Genomic DNA, 17,110 nt, shown 5'->3' on the forward strand with positions numbered 1-17,110 from the left:
ATTCGCAGACCAATGAGAGCCATGCCGGTGCCGCAGAAGGACGGACCGCGCGCCAACAGAGATATTCGCGGTGTTCGCGACGTGCAGTTGATCGATGATACGGGTCAGAATCGTGGTGTCATGCCCTTTTTCGATGCGATGCGCATCGCAGAGGACGCCGGACTGGACCTTGTAGAGATCTCGCCGAACGCAACCCCGCCCGTCTGCAAGATCCTCGACTACGGCAAGTACCGCTTCCTCGAGCAGAAGAAGGCCTCGGAAGCGCGTAAGAAGCAGAAGACCGTTGAGGTCAAGGAAGTCAAACTGCGTCCCGGCATCGACGATCACGATTACGACGTGAAGATGAAGGCCATGCGCGGCTTCTTCGAAGAAGGCAACAAGGTCAAGGTCACGCTTCGGTTCCGCGGCCGCGAAATGGCGCACCAGGATCTCGGCCTCAAGGTTCTGGACCGCGTGAAGGCCGATGTGAGCGAAATCGCCAAGGTCGAGATGGAGCCCAATTTCGAGGGCCGTCAGGTCGTCATGGTGATGGCGCCGCGCTAGGGTTTCCCGGCGGAAATCCCCATCAGAGAATTCTTGGCCGTCGGGGAACCGGCGGCCATTGCATTTCGGGGCTTCCTCTGCCATAAGCCCGTCTTCATCGAACCGCCCGGCTCATCAAGGGCTGCCGTGGCGGTTTGTTGTGCTCATAGCAGCATCAAAAAGGCCTCGGATGCGGTTCGCCGCCCCCCTTGGCCTTGTCCTAAGGAGAGCAAAATGCCCAAGCTGAAGACCAAATCGGGCGCTAAAAAGCGCTTCAAGATCACGGGCACCGGCAAGGTCGTCTATAGCCAGGCCGGCAAGCAGCACGGGATGATCAAGCGGACGAACAAGCAGATCCGGAATCTGCGCGGGACCAACGTCCTGTTCAAGACCGACGGTTACAACGTGAAGAAGTACTTCCTGCCGAACGGCTGAGACAGTCTTCGCATCCCAGATTTTGAAGGAGTTTACCTATGGCCCGTGTCAAACGGGGCGTGACCAGTCACGCCAAGCACAAGAAGGTTTTGAAGGCCGCCAAGGGCTTTTACGGCCGTCGCAAAAATACCATCCGCATCGCCAAGCAGGCGGTCGAGAAGAGCATGCAATATGCTTATCGCGACCGTAAGAACAAGAAGCGCACGTTCCGCGCCCTCTGGATCCAGCGTCTCAACGCCGCGGTCCGCGAGCATGGCCTGACGTATTCGCGATTTATCGATGGTCTCGGCAAGGCCGGGGTCGAGGTCGATCGCAAGGTTCTGTCCGAAATGGCTATCCACGAGCCGGCAGCATTCGCCGCCTATGTGGAGCGCGCCAAGGCTTCGCTGCCCCAGCAGGCAGCAGCTTAAGACATCCTGGCTCTGGCGCGACTGCAAGTCAGTCGCGCCGCCTCCTACCTTTCGCCTCCGAGACCACCCGCACCGACGGCACCGTATGCGCTGTCGAATGCGTTTTTGCGGGTCGGGAGGCCTGACGGTCCCCGCGCCGCGCTCCACTCAAGCGCTTGAATTCTGGCATGGACCGATGACCGATCTCACCCAACTTGAACGTGACCTGCTTGCTCGGGTCGAGGCCGCAGGCGATGAAGCAGCGCTGGAGGCCGTGCGCGTTGCTGCGCTCGGCAAGAAGGGCTCGGTTTCCGACCTGCTCAAGACACTCGGGGGGATGACCCCCGAGGAACGCAAGGAACGCGGACCGCTGATCAACGGCCTGCGGGATGCGGTGCAGGGCGCAATCGCCGCGCGGAAGGACGTTCTGGCCTCCGCGGCCCTCGAGGCGCGCCTTTTGGCCGAACGCCTCGATGTGACGCTGCCGGTTCCGGAGGCTCCCGAAGTGCGGGGCCGCATTCACCCCATCAGTCAGGTGGTGGAGGAAATCACCGCCATCTTCGCCGATATGGGTTTCTCGGTCGCAGACGGGCCCGATATTGAAACCGACTATCTCAACTTCACGGCGCTCAATTTCCCCGAGGGTCATCCGGCCCGCGAAATGCACGACACGTTCTTTCTTGCCCCTGATGAAAAGGGCGAGCGCAAGGTGCTGCGCACTCATACGTCGCCGGTGCAGATCCGCACCATGACGTCGAAGGCGCCGCCGATCCGGATCATCATCCCCGGCCGGACGTACCGCCACGACTCGGACCAGACCCACACGCCGATGTTCCATCAGGTCGAAGGTCTGGTGATCGACACGCAAGCCAACATCGCCCACATGAAATGGGTGCTGGAGGAATTCTGCAAGGCGTTCTTCGAGGTCGATCAGGTCAAGATGCGGTTCCGGCCGTCCTTCTTCCCGTTCACCGAACCGTCGGCCGAAGTCGATATCCAGTGTTCGCGAAAAGGCGGCGAGATCCGCTTCGGCGAGGGCGAGGATTGGCTGGAAATTCTCGGCTGCGGCATGGTGCACCCGAACGTGCTGCGCAATTGCGGCCTCGATCCCGACAAGGTCCAGGGTTTCGCCTGGGGCATGGGAATCGATCGCATCGCGATGCTGAAATACGGCATGCCGGACCTGCGCCCCTTCTTCGAGGCGGATGTTCGCTGGCTCAACCATTACGGTTTCCGGCCACTCGATATTCCGTCGCTCGTCAGCGGCCTGACCTCGTAACAGGAGAGAAACGATGAAATTCACATTCTCCTGGTTGAAGGACCATCTCGACACCATGGCATCCCTCGACGAAGTGGTCGAGACGCTGACCCGCATCGGCCTCGAAGTCGAGAATGTCGAGGACAAGGCGAAGACCTTCGCACCCTACAAAGTGGCCTATGTGGTCTCGGCCGAGCAGCACCCGAACGCCGATCGTTTGCGCGTCTGCGTGGTCGATACGGGCGAGGGCGCCCCCGTTCAGGTCGTGTGCGGAGCACCGAATGCGCGCACCGGCATGAAGAGCGTGTTCGCGCCTCCCGGAACCTACATTCCAGGCAAGAACATCACCCTCGGCATCGGCACCATCCGGGGCGTGGAGAGCCGCGGCATGCTATGCTCGGCGGCCGAACTCGAGCTTTCCGATGATCACGAAGGCATCATCGATTTGCCGGACGACGCGCCGGTGGGGCAGCCCTATGCTGCCTATGCGGGTCTCGACGATCCGGTCATCGAGATCAACCTCACGCCGAACCGGCCCGATTGCACGTCGATCCATGGAATCGCTCGCGATCTCGCGGCGGCGGGCCTGGGGACGTTGAAAGGCGGCGAGATATCCGCCGTGAAAACTGTCGGTCCGTGCCCGGTTTCCGTGAGGTTGGATTTTGCGCCTGGTGACGAGAAGCTGTGCCCGATTTTCTCGCTGCGCCTCGTGCGCGGCGTGAAGAATGGTCCCTCGCCCGAATGGATGCAGCGCCGGCTGTTGTCGATCGGTTTGCGTCCGATCAACGCGCTCGTGGACATCACCAACTACATGACCTTCGATCGCGGTCGTCCCTTGCACGTCTTCGACGCGAAGAAGGTGATGGGCAATCTCACGGTACGTCGGGCCAGCGACGGCGAGGAATTGCTGGCTCTCGACGGTCGGACCTACACGCTCGATCGCGGCACGGTGGTGATCGCCGACGAGAACGGGGTCGAATCCATCGCCGGCATCATGGGTGGCGAACATTCGGGCGTCGACGCGACCACCACCGACGTGCTCATCGAATCCGCCCTGTGGGACCCGCTGAACATCGCTCAATCGGGGCGGAAGCTCGGGATCATCACTGATGCGCGCTATCGCTTCGAACGCGGTGTCGACCCGGCCTTCACGCTCCCCGGCCTCGACCTTGCGGCCGGCATGGTGATGGAGATCTGCGGTGGCGTAGCGAGCGAACCGGTCATTGCCGGCAAAGTGCCGCAGGATAACCGCGTCATCGAATTTCCGTGGTCGGAGGTTCCGCGCCTGTCCGGCTTGCCGGTCCAGCCCGCGGAATCGAAGCAGATCCTCGAGAAGCTGGGTTTCGGCATCGAGGGCTCGAGCGATGCCGTGAAGGTCACGCCGCCATCGTGGCGTCCGGACGTGGAAGGAAAGGCCGATCTCGTCGAGGAAGTCATCCGCATCGTCGGCCTCGATCGGATCGAACCGCGACCGCTGCCGCGTCTTGAAGCGGCCGTCGCCAAGCCGATCCTCACCCTGATCCAGAAGCGCACCCGGCTTGCCAAACATGCGCTGGCTGTGCGGGGGCTTGTGGAAGCGGTCACGTGGTCGTTCATCGGCAAGGCGGAAGCGGACATGTTCGGCGGTGGCGACCCCCGGCTTGCCCTTGCGAACCCGATTGCGTCGGATCTCTCCGACATGCGACCGAGCCTGCTGCCGGGTCTCTTAAAAGCCGCTCAGCGTAATGCCGATCGCGGCTTCGGCGACGTGGCACTTTTCGAAGTCGGCCAATGCTTTGCCTCCGATGAACCCGAAGGGCAGACGATCAAGGCGGCAGCGGTGCGTCGGGGAACGGCGCGGCCGGAAGGCGTCGGGCGTCATTGGGACGGCGGCGCGACGGCTGTCGATGCTTTCGATGCCAAGGCCGACGCGATGGCGCTGCTCGCGACGCTGGGCATTCCCGCCGGCGGCCTTCAGGTCGTGGCTGGAGGCCCGTCGTGGTTCCATCCCGGCCGCTCGGGCACGCTGCAATTCGGCCCGAAGAACGTGATCGGTACCTTCGGAGAGGTTCATCCGAACATTCTCCGGGTGCTTGATCTCAAGGGGCCGCTCGTCGCCTTCGAACTCACCCTTGACGGGCTCCCGACGCCGAAACCGAAACCCACGAAGATGCGGCCGAAGCTCGTTTTGTCCGATTTCCAGCCCGTCACGCGTGACTTCGCGTTCGTGGTGGGCCGGGATGTGGCAGCGGGCGAGATCATCAAGGCGGCCCAGAGTGCCGAGCGTCAGTTGATCGTGGGCGTCGACGTCTTCGACGTTTACGAGGGGACGGGGATCGACCCGGACAAGAAGTCCGTGGCGATCGCCGTGACCATCCAGCCGACCGACAAAACGCTGACCGATGTCGAGATCGAAGCCATTACGGCCAGGATCGTGGCCGAGGTGGCAAAGAAGACCGGAGCGGTTCTGCGGAGCTAGTCTCCACGGTCATCCTGACCGGCGCCCAGCGCTGGCCGGGATGACCGACTGCTCTTGCCGTTCAGCGGGTTATTTTCATCCCAGCCGTATCGGATCGTATCGAACCGCATCGAGCGGGCATCGATCATCAGCAATCGGCCGATGAGGCTGTCGCCGAAGCCGACGATCTCGCGGATGGCTTCCATTGCCATGAGGCTGCCGAGCACGCCCGCAAGGGCTCCAAGAACGCCCGCCTCCGCACAGCTGGGTATGGCGCCGGGCGGCGGTGGTGCGGAAAAAAGGCACCGGTAGGTGGGGTTCGGCCTCCCGTCGGCACCTGTCTCATGTGCGCGAATGGTGGTGAGCGTGGCATCGAACTGGCCCAGCGCTCCAGTGATCAGCGGCTTTCCGGCATGGAAGCAACCATCCGACACCGCGTAACGAGTTTCGAAATTGTCCGACCCGTCGAGCACCAGATCGTAACGTTCGACCAGCGCCCGCGCACTTTCAGCCGTGACACGGGTGTCGTGGGCTTCGACGGATACCGCCGGGTTGAGGCGCCGCACCGCATCGGCGGCGCTGTCCACCTTGAGCCGACCGATGTCCGGAGTCCTATGGATCACTTGCCGCTGGAGATTCGACAGGGAGACGATGTCGTCGTCCGCGATACCGATCGTCCCGAGGCCGGCCGCGGCGAGATATTGGATGACGGGCGACCCAAGGCCGCCAGCACCGACGACGAGAACCCGCGCCGCCTTCAGCTTCAGCTGTCCGGGCCCGCCGATGTCGCGCAGGACGAGATGGCGGGCGTATCGGTCGATCTCGTCGTGGGTCAGGGGCATGGGCGAGACTTTATCCGCATCAGTGAGGCTATCAACAGGCGGCGGGAGGAAATATCGTGGGCGGATCGACAGGGGTGCTTGGCGCGACGGCCCTTCCCATGCCATCGTCGGCAGCAACCGGGTTACAATCCGGGCCAGACAGGGAACATTGCCGATGAAAGCCACCAATCTCGGCCTCGCGCTTGCAGGCCTCGCCTTTTCCGCTACCGCCGTTTTCGCGCAGGACGCCTTCAAGCCTGCGATCGTCTACGATCTTGGTGGCAAGTTCGACAAATCCTTCAACGAGGGCGTTCATATGGGCGCCGAAAAATACAAGAAGGACACCGGCACCGATTACCGCGATTTCGAGCCGCAGAACGACGCACAGCGCGAACAGGCTTTGCGGCGCTTCGCACGTGACGGGTTCAGCCCCATCGTGGCCGTCGGCTTTAGCCAGGAATCGGCGCTGAAGAAGGTCGCGGACGAATTCCCCAAGACGAAGTTTGCCATCATCGACGCAGTCGTCGAAAAGCCGAACGTCCAGTCGACGGTGTTCAAGGAGCATGAGGGCTCGTTCCTCGTCGGGTTGCTCGCCGCGCAGGCATCAAAAACCGGCAAGGTCGGGTTCGTCGGCGGTATGGATATTCCGCTCATTCGCAAGTTCGCCTGCGGTTACGTTCAGGGCGTGAAATACGCCAAGAAGGATGCCGAGGTGTTCCAGAACATGACGGGCACGACCGGTGCAGCCTGGGGCGATCCCGTGAAGGGCGGCGAGCTCGCCAAGAGCCAGATCGATCGTGGAGCTGACGTCGTCTATCACGCGGCCGGCGGCACCGGCATCGGCGTTTTGCGCGCGACCGCGGATGCAGGCAAGCTCGGCATCGGGGTCGACTCGAACCAGAACGGCCTGCATCCCGGCAAGATGCTGACCTCCATGGTCAAGCGCGTCGATGTCGCGACCTACACCGTGTTCGATCAGGCGAAGAAGAACACCTTCAAGCCGGGGGTCTCGATACTCGGCCTGAAAGAAGGTGGCGTTGCGTGGGCGCTGGATGACAACAACAAGGCGCTCATTACGCCGGAGATGAAGGCTGCCGCCGACAAGGCCGCGGAAGGCATCACCTCGGGCTCCATCAAGGTGCACGATTATATGTCGGATTCGAAGTGCCCGATGTAAATTGAGACGCAAGGCCGGAGCGCCGTTTTCGATGGCGGCGTTCCGGGACTGCGCGGGGTGCGATGTCTTCTTGTCGAGACCTGACGCGGGTGTTTTTGATAACGTTTGAGGCTTGATGTCTCCCGCCATACAACTCACGGCCATCAACAAGCGCTTCGGCGCTGTTCACGCCAACCGGGACGTGAACCTCTCGGTTGCCCGCGGTACCATCCACGGGATCGTGGGCGAAAACGGCGCCGGCAAGTCGACGCTCATGTCGATCCTGTATGGCTTCTACGAGGCCGATTCCGGTGAGATCCACGTCGGCGGAAAGCCGATCCTTATTCGTTCTCCCGCCGATGCGATTGAAGCCGGCATCGGCATGGTTCACCAGCACTTCATGCTGGTCGAACCCCTCACGGTCGTTGAGAACGTCATGCTCGGCGCGGAGGGCGGCGTGCTGTTGCGTCGCGGCGAGGCAAAGGTGCGCGCCGAACTGGCGCGGCTGTCACGCGATTACGGCCTCGACATCGACGTGAATGCGACGGTGGAAGACCTTTCCGTTGGTCTGCAGCAGCGGGTCGAAATTCTGAAGGCGCTCTATCGTGGCGCGGATATTCTCATTCTCGACGAACCGACGGCGGTTCTGACCCCGCCTGAAGCCGATGCCTTGTTCGAACTGCTGAGAGCATTGAAGGAGCAGGGCAAGACCGTCATCCTCATCACTCACAAGCTGCGCGAGATCATGGCGGTGACCGACCGCGTCTCAGTGATGCGGCGGGGCGAGATGGTGGCCACCATCGAGACCGCCGCAACAAAGCCGCCGGAACTCGCCGAGCTCATGGTTGGCCGCCGGGTTTTGCTGCGGGTGGAAAAATCCGAGCGCGTGCCCGGCCGTCCTCTGCTCGAGGTCGAGAATATGTCGGTCATCGATTCACGCGGCGTGCTGCGGGTGGCAAATGCAAGCTTTGCCGTTCGCGCGGGGGAGATCGTCGGCATTGCCGGCGTGTCCGGCAACGGCCAGAGCGAGCTTCTGGAGGCGATCGCGGGAATGCGGCTGCCGGTGCTCGGAACGATGCGCCTCGATGGTCAGGATGTCCCGGCAGGCGAGCACAACCCGCACCGGATGCGCCAGCTCGGCCTGCTGCATGTGCCGGAAGATCGCCTGCGCATGGGCCTCGTGCCCTCCTTCCAGGCATTTGAGAGCGCCATCCTCGGCTTCACCGATGACCGCAAGCTGGGGCGCGGCCCGCTTCTCGATCACGCCCGCATGATCGGCGATCTCGCCGCCAAAATGGAGCATTACGACGTGCGTCCGCAGGCGCCGCGGCTGAAGACGTCGAAATTTTCCGGCGGCAATCAGCAGAAGATGGTGCTGGCGCGTGAGATCGAGCGCAGCCCGAAAGTGCTCCTCGTGGGACAGCCGACCCGCGGCGTCGATATCGGGGCCATCGAGTTCATCCACCGCCGCCTGATTTCCCTCCGGGATGCAGGTGTCGGAATTCTGCTGGTCTCCGTGGAACTCGAAGAGATCATGAACCTGTCCGATCGCATTCTCACCATGTGCGGCGGCCAAATTACCGGCGAACGCAAGGCGTCCGAAGCTAGCGAACAGGATCTTGGCCTGCTGATGGCCGGCGTCAACGATGAGGCAGCATGATGCAACCACGTTTGACCCTCGTCACCCTGGGCGTGTCCGACCTCGCCAGAGCGCGCGCTTTCTATGAGGCATGGGGCTGGAAGGCGTCGTCGGCGAGCCAGCCGGAAGTCGTGTTCTTTCAGGCCAACGGATTGGCGCTGGCCTTGTGGAGCCGCGCCGATCTTGCCGAGGACGCCGGGATCGAAGACAAGCCGACCGGCTTTTCGGCGGTGTCGCTTGCCTATAACGCGCGCTCGAAGGAAGAAGCGGACGAGGTTTATGCCTTGGCGATCGCGGCCGGTGCGAAGGCGGTCAAGCCATTGCACGACGTTTTCTGGGGCGGCTATTCGGGCTATTTCGCCGATCCCGATGGACATCTCTGGGAGGTCGCGTGGAATCCGGCGTTTCCGCTCGATGAGCAAGGCCACATGTTCCTGCCGGACAGCGTCAAGTGAGTGTCCCCATCGATCTGCCGAGATGGGCTGACACGGTTCTGGTGCCTGCCGTCTCCGTTGTCGCGGCATTCCTGGTGGCGGGCCTCGTGGTTCTCGGCATCGGTGAAAATCCTTTGACGGCGACGCGACTGCTTCTGCAGGGCAGTCTTGGGAGCGGCGAAGGCTTGGGCTTCACGCTTTTCTACATGACCGATTTTATTTTCGTCGGCCTCGCCGTCGCCGTCGCCTACCATGCGGGCTTGTTCAATATCGGTGGCGAAGGGCAGGCGACGCTGGCGGGGTTAGGGATTGCGCTCACGGTCAACAATCTCAGCTTCCTGCCCGGTTTCCTGCTTGCGCCGCTCGGCATCCTCGGCGCCGCCGCGTTCGGCGCGGCCTGGGCGGCCGTCCCGGGTTATCTTCAGGCAAAGCGCGGCAGTCACATCGTCATCACGACGATCATGTTCAATTGGCTCGCCAGCGTTCTCATCGTGTATCTGCTGGTGAACGTGCTGCGCGAGCCGCAATCGATGAACCCTGAAACGCGCGAGTTCCCGCTGCAATCGCACATTCCGTTCATGCACGAGGTATTCGCAGCATTTGGCATCGACATCCCGCCGTCGCAGCTCAATTTGACTCTCCTGCTCGCGCTCGCGGCATGTGTTGCCGTGTGGCTTCTGATCTATCGCTCGCGGCTCGGATATGCGATCCGCGTGGTCGGCTCCAGCCCGACGGCCGCGATCTATGCGGGGATCTCGCCGGCCCGCGTCATCATCATCGCAATGGTGATTTCGGGCGCGCTCGCCGGCGGCCTCGCCGTGAACGAGTTGATGGGGTACCAGCATCGCCTGCTGCTCGAATTTACGGCCGGCTATGGCTTTGTCGGCATCGCGGTGGCGCTGATGGGACGCGCGCATCCCGCCGGCATCGTGCTGGCTTCCCTGCTCTTCGGCATCCTCTATCAGGGCGGTGCGGAACTGGCGTTCGAACAGCCCGCAATCACGCGCGACATGATCATCGTCATCGGCGGGATCATCATTCTGTTCGCGGGGGCGCTTGACGGGTTGTTCCGGCGCCTTGTCGCGCGGCTGCTCCCACGTCCCGCTCTGGCGAGGGCATGAGCATGGACGTCACGAGCTTCATTACGATCCTCGATTCGGCACTGCGATTGTCGATCCCGCTCCTCGCCGCGTGCCTCGCCGGCTTATGGTCCGAGCGCGCTGGTGTCGTCGATATCGGGCTTGAGGGGAAGATGCTGGTGGCAGCCTTTGCGGCGGCGGCCGCGGCTCATGCCTTCGACTCGGCGTGGATCGGATTGTTCGCCGGCCTGGGAGCATCGGTGGCCTTCGCGCTCGTTCACGGCTTCGCATCCATCAGCCAGCGCGGCAATCAGATCGTCTCCGGCGTTGCCATCAATATGCTGGCCGCGGGCCTGACTGCGATTGTCGGCAATGCGTGGTACGGGCAGGGCGGCCGCACGCCGCCGCTTGAAGGCGAGCAGCGTTTCGGCGACGCGATTCTGGGTCATTCAGCGCTGGTGTTCTTTGCGCTGCTCGCTGTGCCCCTCACGGCGTTCGTCCTCGGGCGAACGCGTTCCGGACTGCGCCTGCGCGCCGTCGGCGAGAATCCGGCTGCGGTTGATACGGCCGGAATTTCCGTCACCGGACTTCGCTATGCGGCTGTGATCATCGGTGGCGTCCTGTGCGGCTTGGCCGGCACCTATCTGTCGGTGGCGCAATCGGCCGGCTTTCTGCCGAACATGACGGCGGGCAAAGGCTTCATCGCTCTGGCGGCGTTGATCTTCGCCAAATGGCGCGCATGGCCTGCGCTGGGCGCCTGCTTCCTTTTCGGCCTTCTGGACGCAATTTCAATTCGCCTGCAGGGAATCGTCCTGCCGGGCATCGGCGAAGTTCCGGTGCAGGCGATCCAGGCTTTGCCATATCTCATGACCGTGATCCTGCTCGCCGGCGTCATCGGGCGCGCCACGCCGCCGCGCGCGTCGGGCATTCCTTATGTCAAGGAGCGTTGACATGTCCGATCTCGATGCTCTCTTTGAAGCCGCTCGAGCAATTCAGGCGAGGGCTTATGCGCCCTATTCGCGGTTCAAGGTGGGCGCCGCGCTCGCGACGCCGGATGGCAGGATCTTTTCGGGCTGCAATGTCGAGAACGCGGCGTATCCGGTCGGCACTTGCGCCGAAGCTGGTGCCATTTCGGCGATGATCGCTGCCGGTGGCGACCGGATTGCAACGATCGTTGTCATGGGGGAGGGCGCGCATCTCGTGACACCATGCGGCGGGTGCCGCCAGCGCATTCGCGAGTTCGCCGCGCCGGACACAATCATTCATGTGGCGGGACCCGACGGGATAAGGCGCAGTTTCACGCTGGAGGAATTGCTGCCGCATTCATTCGGCCCCGACAACCTGATCGATCGATAGAGATGATGACGATGAGCCAGAATATTGAGGACGCCGCTGCTTTCATTCGCGCCCGTGGCCTGGCGGGACCGTTCGATGCGGCGTTCGTGCTGGGTACAGGATTAGGCCCGCTCGTCGATGAGGTGAGCGACGCTCGCGCCCTATCGTATGCGGATATTCCGCATTTTCCACGGAGCGGCGTTTCGGGTCACGCCGGCAGGCTCGTTGCGGGCATGCTTGAGGGCAAGCGCGTGCTGCTGTTTCAGGGCCGCGCGCATTATTACGAGACGAGCGACGCAGGCGCCATGCGCGTGCCGCTCGGCGTGATCAGGGAACTCGGCATCCCCGTCGTGGTGCTGACAAACGCCGCCGGGTCGGTTCGTCCTGATATCCGCCCGGGAAGCCTGGTGGCGATCAACGACCACATCAACCTTTCCGGTGCAAACCCGCTCATGGGCGATCACACCGAGGGACGGTTCGTGTCGATGACCGACGCCTACGATGCGGCGCTGCGCGAGACGTTGCAGCGCGCGGCCAAGAGGTCCGGGATCGTTGTGCCGGAGGGTGTTTATGCGTGGCTGTCGGGCCCGAGTTTCGAGACACCGGCAGAGATCCGCATGACCCGGATTCTGGGCGGTGATCTTGTCGGCATGTCGACGGTGCCGGAAGTCATTCTCGCGCGTTATTATGGTCTCAAGGTTGCGGCGATCTCGCTGGTGACCAATCTCGCCGCCGGAATCGAGGGCGCGTCGCCATCGCATCAGGAAACCAAGGATACGGCGGCCGGAGCCTCGGCAGAATTCAAGCGCCTCGTTCGTTCATTCGTTGCGGAGCTTCGGTGATGCCCGACGTTGAAATTGCCACACGCGCCTTGCGCAGCCTCGACCTCACCGATCTGACCGATAACTGCACAGACTCGGCAATCGATGTGCTTTGCGGCAAAGCGATGGATCCGCACGGGCCGGTCGCTGCGGTCTGCATCTGGCCGCAATTCGTCCGGCAGGCGGCCGATGCGTTGAAGGGCTCGGCGGTTCGCGTCGCAACGGTCGTCAATTTTCCCGCTGGCCGTGAGGATGTAGCACGTGTTTGCGACGATGTGGGCGAGGCGCTGGCAGACGGCGCAAACGAGATCGATCTCGTTCTGCCATACAATGCGGTGCGACGCGGCGATCTCGCGGTTGCCATCGCTATGGTCGAGGCGGTGCGCGAGAAGGTCGATCAGGGCCGCCTCCTCAAGGTGATCCTTGAGACCGGCGAGCTGGTCGAGCCTGCGCTGATCGAAAAGGCCAGCCGCCTGGCGATTTTGGCGGGCGCTGATTTCATCAAGACCTCGACGGGAAAAACGCCCGTTTCCGCGACTGCTGACGCCGCCGAGATCATGCTGAATGCCATCAAAGCGTCGGGCCAACCTGTGGGGCTGAAGCCCTCCGGTGGAATCCGTACTCTGGCCGATGCAAAAATCTATCTCGACCTTGCCGATCGCATCATGGGTCCCGATTGGGCCACGCCGAAAACCTTCCGCATCGGCGCGAGCAGTATCTATGACGCATTGATCGCCATCATCGAAGGGCGGGCCGAAACGATGCCCGCCGGAGCCTATTGATATGAACTTTCTTCCGCAGGAAATCATCCGCCGCAAGCGCGATGGCGGTGAACTCAGTGCCGAGCAGATCCAGAGCTTCGTTGAAGGCATGACGTCCGGTCGCGTCTCGGAGGGCCAGGTTGCGTCCTTCGCCATGGCGGTGTTCTTCCGCGGCCTGTCCGTTCCCGAGCGGGTCGCGCTGACATGCGCGATGCGGGATTCGGGCGAAGTTCTCACGTGGGATCTTCCTGGTCCCGTTTTGGACAAACATTCGACCGGCGGCGTCGGCGATACGGTCAGTCTCGCGCTGGCTCCCGCGGTTGCCGCGTGCGGCGGTTACGTGCCGATGATATCCGGTCGGGGGCTGGGTCACACGGGTGGGACACTCGACAAGCTCGATTCCATTCCCGGCTACATGTCCCAACCGGATATCGAGACTTTTCGGCGTGTGACCCGTGAGGTGGGCTGCGCCATCATCGGGCAGACGGCCGATCTCGCGCCTGCCGACAAGCGCCTCTATTCCATTCGTGACGTGACGGCGACGGTCGAATCCATCGACCTTGTCACGTCCTCCATTCTGTCGAAAAAACTCGCCGCGGGATTGCATGGCCTCGTGATGGACGTGAAATTCGGCTCGGGCGCGTTCATGAATAATGCCGCCGACGCCCGCAAGCTCGCTGAAAGCCTCGTGCTGGTTGCGACCGGCGCGGGCTTGCCCACGAGCGCGTTGCTGACCGACATGAATGAGCCGCTGGCATCGCATGCGGGCAACGCCGTCGAAGTGGCCTACATCGCCGACTATCTCTCCGGCCGTCGGCGCGAGGCACGGTTCCATGAAGTGACGGTGGAACTGAGCGCGGAGATGCTCGTCCTCGGAAAACTCGCGGCGGATATCGCCGATGCGCGCGCCAGGATCGAAGACGCCATCGCATCGGGGAGAGCAGCGGAAATCTTCCAGCGGATGGTGGTGGCGCTCGGCGGGCCGCACGATCTTGTCGAGCGCCCGAAACACCACCTGAAAACCGCACCGGTCGTCCGCGCCGTTCATCCCGAGCGGCACGGCACGGTCCATGCGATCCGAACGCGCGAGACCGGCGTCGCCGTGGTTGCGTTGGGCGGCGGTCGGACGCGCCCACAGGACGCCGTCGACCACGCCGTTGGTCTGACGGATCTTGCGGGGATTGGCGAACAGGTCGACCACGAGCGTCCCCTCGGCATCGTGCATGCGCGGACGGAAGCCGAGGCGGACGCTGCTGCGCGTGCGCTGCAGCGCGCCTACACGCTCGGCGAAGGTCCGGTAGAGAGCAAGGACACCGTGCTGGAGCGGATCGGCGCTTAAGCGCCCAGCGTCGACAGGCGTTTGATCGCCGTGATGGGACCGTAGCTGACGGTCCGGATGCGCTCCTCGGCGACGGCGAGCGGTTCGATCGAGACGGTCATGGTGTGGCCGGTCGCGTGGACCATACGAGTCTCGTCGAGCATGATCGCCACGTGACCTTTCCAGAACACCAGATCGCCGCGCTGCAGGCCACTCAGATCCGGCCGGATTGCGACGGGCGTGCCAAGCGCACTCTCCTGCATGTCGCTGTCACGCGGGGCGTGAATGCCTGCTGCGAGAAGAGATATTTGCGCAAGACCCGAACAATCGATGCCGATGCTGGTTTTCCCGCCCCAAAGATACGGCGTGTGGAGGAAGCGTTCGGCAATAGCGACGAAGTCGGTCTCGTGCTCGCTGACGTCGCTCAGATGCGCCGCCATCACGTATCCGCCGGTGCCGAGACACGCATACTCGCCCTCGATTTCCGTGACGGTGACGCGGCTGTTCAACGTCAGCAATCCCTGGTTCGGCAGCTTCAGGTTCGGACCGGGATAAACGAACGTGCGAAGCGCCTTGATGCGATGGGTCGGCGGCGTCCCAGCATCGCCGAGCGAACCCGCCGGGAGATAGCCTACGTAGCCGTCGTCCTGCAATTGAACCCAGGCCCAGCCCTCACGCTCTTCAAACACGTCCGCCACTTCTCCGAACAGGACCTGCGTGTCGATGGGAGCATCGGCAGAGGGATGGCGATGCAAGGATTGGAACGACGTGGTGAGCCGCTTCGGGATTCCGGTTGTGTACCGCTCCGCTTCGACCTGACCACGCAGCCGCTCGGCGGCGAGATCGGTGCGGAAGGGCGTGATGCGGCGGTCGAAATTCATCGCGGTAATTCCTTGGCGCGGACTGAGATGATATCCCCCAGACGTTCCACCGCCAAGGCGCCGGCGACTGTGCGTTGGATGATGACGTTGCGCCTGTCGCGTTCGTCTCGACGTCGAGACACGAGGTCGAGCTTTCCCATCGTGTCGAGCGCCCGCGTGATCACCGGCTTGGTAACGCCGAGCTTCTGTGCAAGCCCTCGCACGGTGTGCGGCGGCGATTCAAGATAGATCGTCAACAGGATGGCCATCTGGCGCGACGACAGGTCCCCGCCCTGATGCACGAGGTCGAGATGGACATCGTGCCAGAGCCGGAGACTTTGCGAGGGCCGAAGTTCAACAGGCATCGCTGCCCCATTCGTTTCGGATCCGTATTATTGCACCCGAAATGAGGGCGCAAGCCTCACGAACCGTAGCGTGTCTTCAGAAGCGAGAACATGAGCCGCGCCGCCTGCACGTCACCACCCTCGGGCCGCCCCGGCCGGGTGGCGTTGTTCCACGCAAAGATGTCGAAATGGACGTAGGCCTTGGCGACCGAGACGAACCTGCGGAGGAAGAGGGCGGCGGTAACCGAGCCCGCCATTGGTCCGCCGGTGTTGTTCATGTCGGCGAATTTCGAGTCGAGCAGCGATTGATAGGGATACCAAAGCGGCAGCCGCCAGACCGGGTCGTTCACTGCGATCCCGTGCGAGGCGATCTCCGCCGCCAAGCTGTCGTCGTCGGTAAAGAACGGCGGCAGCTCCGGCCCCAGCGCCACGCGCGCCGCCCCCGTGAGGGTGGCGAAATCGACGATGAGTTCAGGGCTTTCCTCGTCGGCAAGCGTCAGCGCGTCGGCAAGAATGAGCCGGCCCTCCGCATCCGTGTTTCCGATTTCCACGCTGATGCCCTTGCGGCTCGCCAGAATGTCGCCTGGCCGGAACGCGTTGCTCGAAATCGAATTCTCCACGGCCGGAATCAGCACCCGCAGCCGAACGGGCAGCTTCGCGCCCATGATCATGTCGGCAAGCGCGAGCGCTGCGGCCGCGCCGCCCATATCTTTGCGCATCATCAGCATCGAGGATGGGGGCTTGATATCGAGGCCGCCGGTATCGAACGCCACGCCTTTGCCGACAAGCGTGATACGCGGCGCGGATGTGTTGCCCCACGTGAAATCGATCAGGCGCGGCGCAACGGCCGATGCACGCCCGACCGCGTGGATCATCGGAAAGTTCTGTTTGAGCAGATCGTCACCAATGATGCTGGCGAATGATGCGCCATGCCTGTCGGCCAGAGTTTTGGCGGCGGCTTCAATTCCATCCGGCCCGAGATCGCTGGTGGGCGTGTTGACGAGATCGCGGCTGTTGTTCACCGCATCAGCGATGCGCGAAACCTCATCCGCGTCGACCCCTTCAGGAACGACCAGTCTCACCGATTTTGGAGCGCGATTGCGGTAGCGGTTGAACGCATAGGAACCCAGCAACCATGCCAGGGCCGCGAGAGTCGGATCCGCCGACCTGGTTTCGAACCTGTAAACGCCCTCGGGCAACAGTGTGGCGAGCTTCCCCACGAGAAATGGATCGGCCCGTCCCGCCTCGTCACCATCGACACCGAATGCGACGCCTGCAAGTCCGCCATTGGAATCCGGCAAAAGGCAGTGGCTTCCGGCCTTGCCTTCAAAACCTTGAGCTTTCGCGAATGTTCGCGCGCTGGCAGGCAGGCTTTCACAAATGCCGTGCCAATTGCTTTCGGTCGCAAGCCACATCGGAAGCGAGGATTCGGAAGGGGACGCGAGGAGCGGATGAGCCATGAGGACACTCGGAAATGAAAAAGGCACTGCCCGGCGGGAAC

18 protein-coding genes are annotated in these 17,110 nt (G+C 62.9%); 14 read left to right on the forward strand and 4 right to left on the reverse strand.

Annotation, left to right across the window (positions count from 1 at the left end; genetic code table 11):
* Positions 1-21: 21 nt before the first annotated feature.
* From infC to pheT, 5 genes are all read left to right on the forward strand, one after another.
* On the forward strand, positions 22-543 hold the full coding sequence (gene infC, locus FEZ63_RS09765) for a translation initiation factor IF-3 (RefSeq protein ID WP_244622726.1): 522 nt from the start codon (positions 22-24) through the stop codon (positions 541-543).
* Between the two features lie 213 nt (positions 544-756).
* Complete coding sequence (gene rpmI / locus FEZ63_RS09770) at positions 757-957, forward strand: 50S ribosomal protein L35 (RefSeq protein WP_150943755.1); 201 nt, start codon at positions 757-759, stop codon at positions 955-957.
* 38 nt (positions 958-995) lie between these two features.
* Positions 996-1,367 (forward strand): 50S ribosomal protein L20, encoded by a 372-nt coding sequence (gene rplT, locus FEZ63_RS09775; RefSeq protein WP_150943758.1) that lies wholly within the window; start codon positions 996-998, stop codon positions 1,365-1,367.
* A gap of 175 nt (positions 1,368-1,542) precedes the next feature.
* The gene (gene pheS / locus FEZ63_RS09780) at positions 1,543-2,625 is read left to right on the forward strand and encodes a phenylalanine--tRNA ligase subunit alpha (RefSeq protein WP_150943760.1); all 1,083 of its coding nucleotides are present in this window, start codon (positions 1,543-1,545) and stop codon (positions 2,623-2,625) included.
* A gap of 13 nt (positions 2,626-2,638) precedes the next feature.
* Positions 2,639-5,062, forward strand: a complete 2,424-nt coding sequence (gene pheT / locus FEZ63_RS09785) for a phenylalanine--tRNA ligase subunit beta (protein WP_150943762.1) — start codon at positions 2,639-2,641, stop codon at positions 5,060-5,062.
* Here the strand turns inward: pheT and FEZ63_RS09790 are convergent.
* The gene (locus FEZ63_RS09790) at positions 5,059-5,883 is read right to left on the reverse strand and encodes a HesA/MoeB/ThiF family protein (RefSeq protein ID WP_150943764.1); all 825 of its coding nucleotides are present in this window, start codon (positions 5,881-5,883) and stop codon (positions 5,059-5,061) included. The genes pheT and FEZ63_RS09790 overlap by 4 nt on opposite strands.
* A 154-nt stretch (positions 5,884-6,037) precedes the next feature.
* Here FEZ63_RS09790 and FEZ63_RS09795 point away from each other — a divergent pair, with 154 nt between their 5' ends.
* The 9 genes from FEZ63_RS09795 (at position 6,038) to deoA (ending at position 14,426) form a co-directional block, all read left to right on the forward strand.
* Positions 6,038-7,039, forward strand: coding sequence for a BMP family lipoprotein (locus tag FEZ63_RS09795; RefSeq protein WP_150943766.1), 1,002 nt, complete (start codon positions 6,038-6,040; stop codon positions 7,037-7,039).
* Positions 7,040-7,154: 115 nt separating this feature from the next.
* A complete protein-coding gene (locus FEZ63_RS09800) occupies positions 7,155-8,678 on the forward strand; it encodes an ABC transporter ATP-binding protein (protein WP_150943768.1) in 1,524 nt (507 codons plus the stop codon).
* Positions 8,678-9,112, forward strand: a complete 435-nt coding sequence (locus FEZ63_RS09805) for a VOC family protein (RefSeq protein WP_150944177.1) — start codon at positions 8,678-8,680, stop codon at positions 9,110-9,112. Before FEZ63_RS09800 ends, FEZ63_RS09805 begins: the two co-directional genes overlap by 1 nt.
* Positions 9,109-10,212, forward strand: coding sequence for an ABC transporter permease (locus tag FEZ63_RS09810; protein ID WP_150943770.1), 1,104 nt, complete (start codon positions 9,109-9,111; stop codon positions 10,210-10,212). The genes FEZ63_RS09805 and FEZ63_RS09810 overlap by 4 nt, the downstream gene beginning before the upstream one ends.
* Before the next feature lie 2 nt (positions 10,213-10,214).
* The gene (locus FEZ63_RS09815) at positions 10,215-11,120 is read left to right on the forward strand and encodes an ABC transporter permease (protein ID WP_150944180.1); all 906 of its coding nucleotides are present in this window, start codon (positions 10,215-10,217) and stop codon (positions 11,118-11,120) included.
* Between the two features lies 1 nt (position 11,121).
* Entirely contained in the window at positions 11,122-11,526 is a 405-nt protein-coding gene (locus FEZ63_RS09820) for a cytidine deaminase (protein WP_150943772.1), read from the forward strand.
* A gap of 5 nt (positions 11,527-11,531) precedes the next feature.
* On the forward strand, positions 11,532-12,347 hold the full coding sequence (locus FEZ63_RS09825) for a purine-nucleoside phosphorylase (protein WP_150944181.1): 816 nt from the start codon (positions 11,532-11,534) through the stop codon (positions 12,345-12,347).
* Positions 12,347-13,108: a deoxyribose-phosphate aldolase gene (deoC, locus tag FEZ63_RS09830; RefSeq protein WP_150943774.1), complete on the forward strand. Its 762-nt coding sequence runs from the start codon at positions 12,347-12,349 to the stop codon at positions 13,106-13,108. The genes FEZ63_RS09825 and deoC overlap by 1 nt, the downstream gene beginning before the upstream one ends.
* A 1-nt stretch (position 13,109) precedes the next feature.
* A complete protein-coding gene (deoA, locus tag FEZ63_RS09835; protein WP_150943776.1) occupies positions 13,110-14,426 on the forward strand; it encodes a thymidine phosphorylase in 1,317 nt (438 codons plus the stop codon).
* Here the strand turns inward: deoA and FEZ63_RS09840 are convergent.
* Genes FEZ63_RS09840 through FEZ63_RS09850 form a run of 3 tightly spaced genes read right to left on the reverse strand, consistent with a single transcriptional unit; the run spans position 14,423 to position 17,069 of the window.
* Positions 14,423-15,286, reverse strand: coding sequence for a C40 family peptidase (locus FEZ63_RS09840; RefSeq protein WP_150943778.1), 864 nt, complete (start codon positions 15,284-15,286; stop codon positions 14,423-14,425). The two genes, deoA and FEZ63_RS09840, sit on opposite strands and share 4 nt — an antisense overlap.
* Positions 15,283-15,630, reverse strand: coding sequence for a MarR family winged helix-turn-helix transcriptional regulator (locus FEZ63_RS09845; protein ID WP_150943780.1), 348 nt, complete (start codon positions 15,628-15,630; stop codon positions 15,283-15,285). Before FEZ63_RS09845 ends, FEZ63_RS09840 begins: the two co-directional genes overlap by 4 nt.
* Before the next feature lie 56 nt (positions 15,631-15,686).
* Positions 15,687-17,069: a leucyl aminopeptidase family protein gene (locus FEZ63_RS09850; RefSeq protein ID WP_150943781.1), complete on the reverse strand. Its 1,383-nt coding sequence runs from the start codon at positions 17,067-17,069 to the stop codon at positions 15,687-15,689.
* Positions 17,070-17,110 lie beyond the last annotated feature (41 nt).

The sequence above is a fragment of the Microvirga brassicacearum genome (assembly GCF_008757455.1).
GTDB lineage: Bacteria > Pseudomonadota > Alphaproteobacteria > Rhizobiales > Beijerinckiaceae > Microvirga > Microvirga brassicacearum.

Coding starts and splice junctions, on each gene's coding strand:
- FEZ63_RS09790 (WP_150943764.1), bottom strand. CDS start 5,883: ATGCCCCTGACCCACGACGAGATCGACCGATACGCCCGCCATCTCGTC.
- FEZ63_RS09840 (WP_150943778.1), bottom strand. CDS start 15,286: ATGAATTTCGACCGCCGCATCACGCCCTTCCGCACCGATCTCGCCGCC.
- FEZ63_RS09845 (WP_150943780.1), bottom strand. CDS start 15,630: ATGCCTGTTGAACTTCGGCCCTCGCAAAGTCTCCGGCTCTGGCACGAT.
- FEZ63_RS09815 (WP_150944180.1), top strand. CDS start 10,215: ATGGACGTCACGAGCTTCATTACGATCCTCGATTCGGCACTGCGATTG.
- rpmI (WP_150943755.1), top strand. CDS start 757: ATGCCCAAGCTGAAGACCAAATCGGGCGCTAAAAAGCGCTTCAAGATC.
- FEZ63_RS09800 (WP_150943768.1), top strand. CDS start 7,155: ATGTCTCCCGCCATACAACTCACGGCCATCAACAAGCGCTTCGGCGCT.
- infC (WP_244622726.1), top strand. CDS start 22: ATGCCGGTGCCGCAGAAGGACGGACCGCGCGCCAACAGAGATATTCGC.
- FEZ63_RS09805 (WP_150944177.1), top strand. CDS start 8,678: ATGCAACCACGTTTGACCCTCGTCACCCTGGGCGTGTCCGACCTCGCC.
- deoA (WP_150943776.1), top strand. CDS start 13,110: ATGAACTTTCTTCCGCAGGAAATCATCCGCCGCAAGCGCGATGGCGGT.
- FEZ63_RS09825 (WP_150944181.1), top strand. CDS start 11,532: ATGACGATGAGCCAGAATATTGAGGACGCCGCTGCTTTCATTCGCGCC.
- pheS (WP_150943760.1), top strand. CDS start 1,543: ATGACCGATCTCACCCAACTTGAACGTGACCTGCTTGCTCGGGTCGAG.
- rplT (WP_150943758.1), top strand. CDS start 996: ATGGCCCGTGTCAAACGGGGCGTGACCAGTCACGCCAAGCACAAGAAG.
- FEZ63_RS09850 (WP_150943781.1), bottom strand. CDS start 17,069: ATGGCTCATCCGCTCCTCGCGTCCCCTTCCGAATCCTCGCTTCCGATG.
- deoC (WP_150943774.1), top strand. CDS start 12,347: ATGCCCGACGTTGAAATTGCCACACGCGCCTTGCGCAGCCTCGACCTC.
- FEZ63_RS09820 (WP_150943772.1), top strand. CDS start 11,122: ATGTCCGATCTCGATGCTCTCTTTGAAGCCGCTCGAGCAATTCAGGCG.
- pheT (WP_150943762.1), top strand. CDS start 2,639: ATGAAATTCACATTCTCCTGGTTGAAGGACCATCTCGACACCATGGCA.
- FEZ63_RS09795 (WP_150943766.1), top strand. CDS start 6,038: ATGAAAGCCACCAATCTCGGCCTCGCGCTTGCAGGCCTCGCCTTTTCC.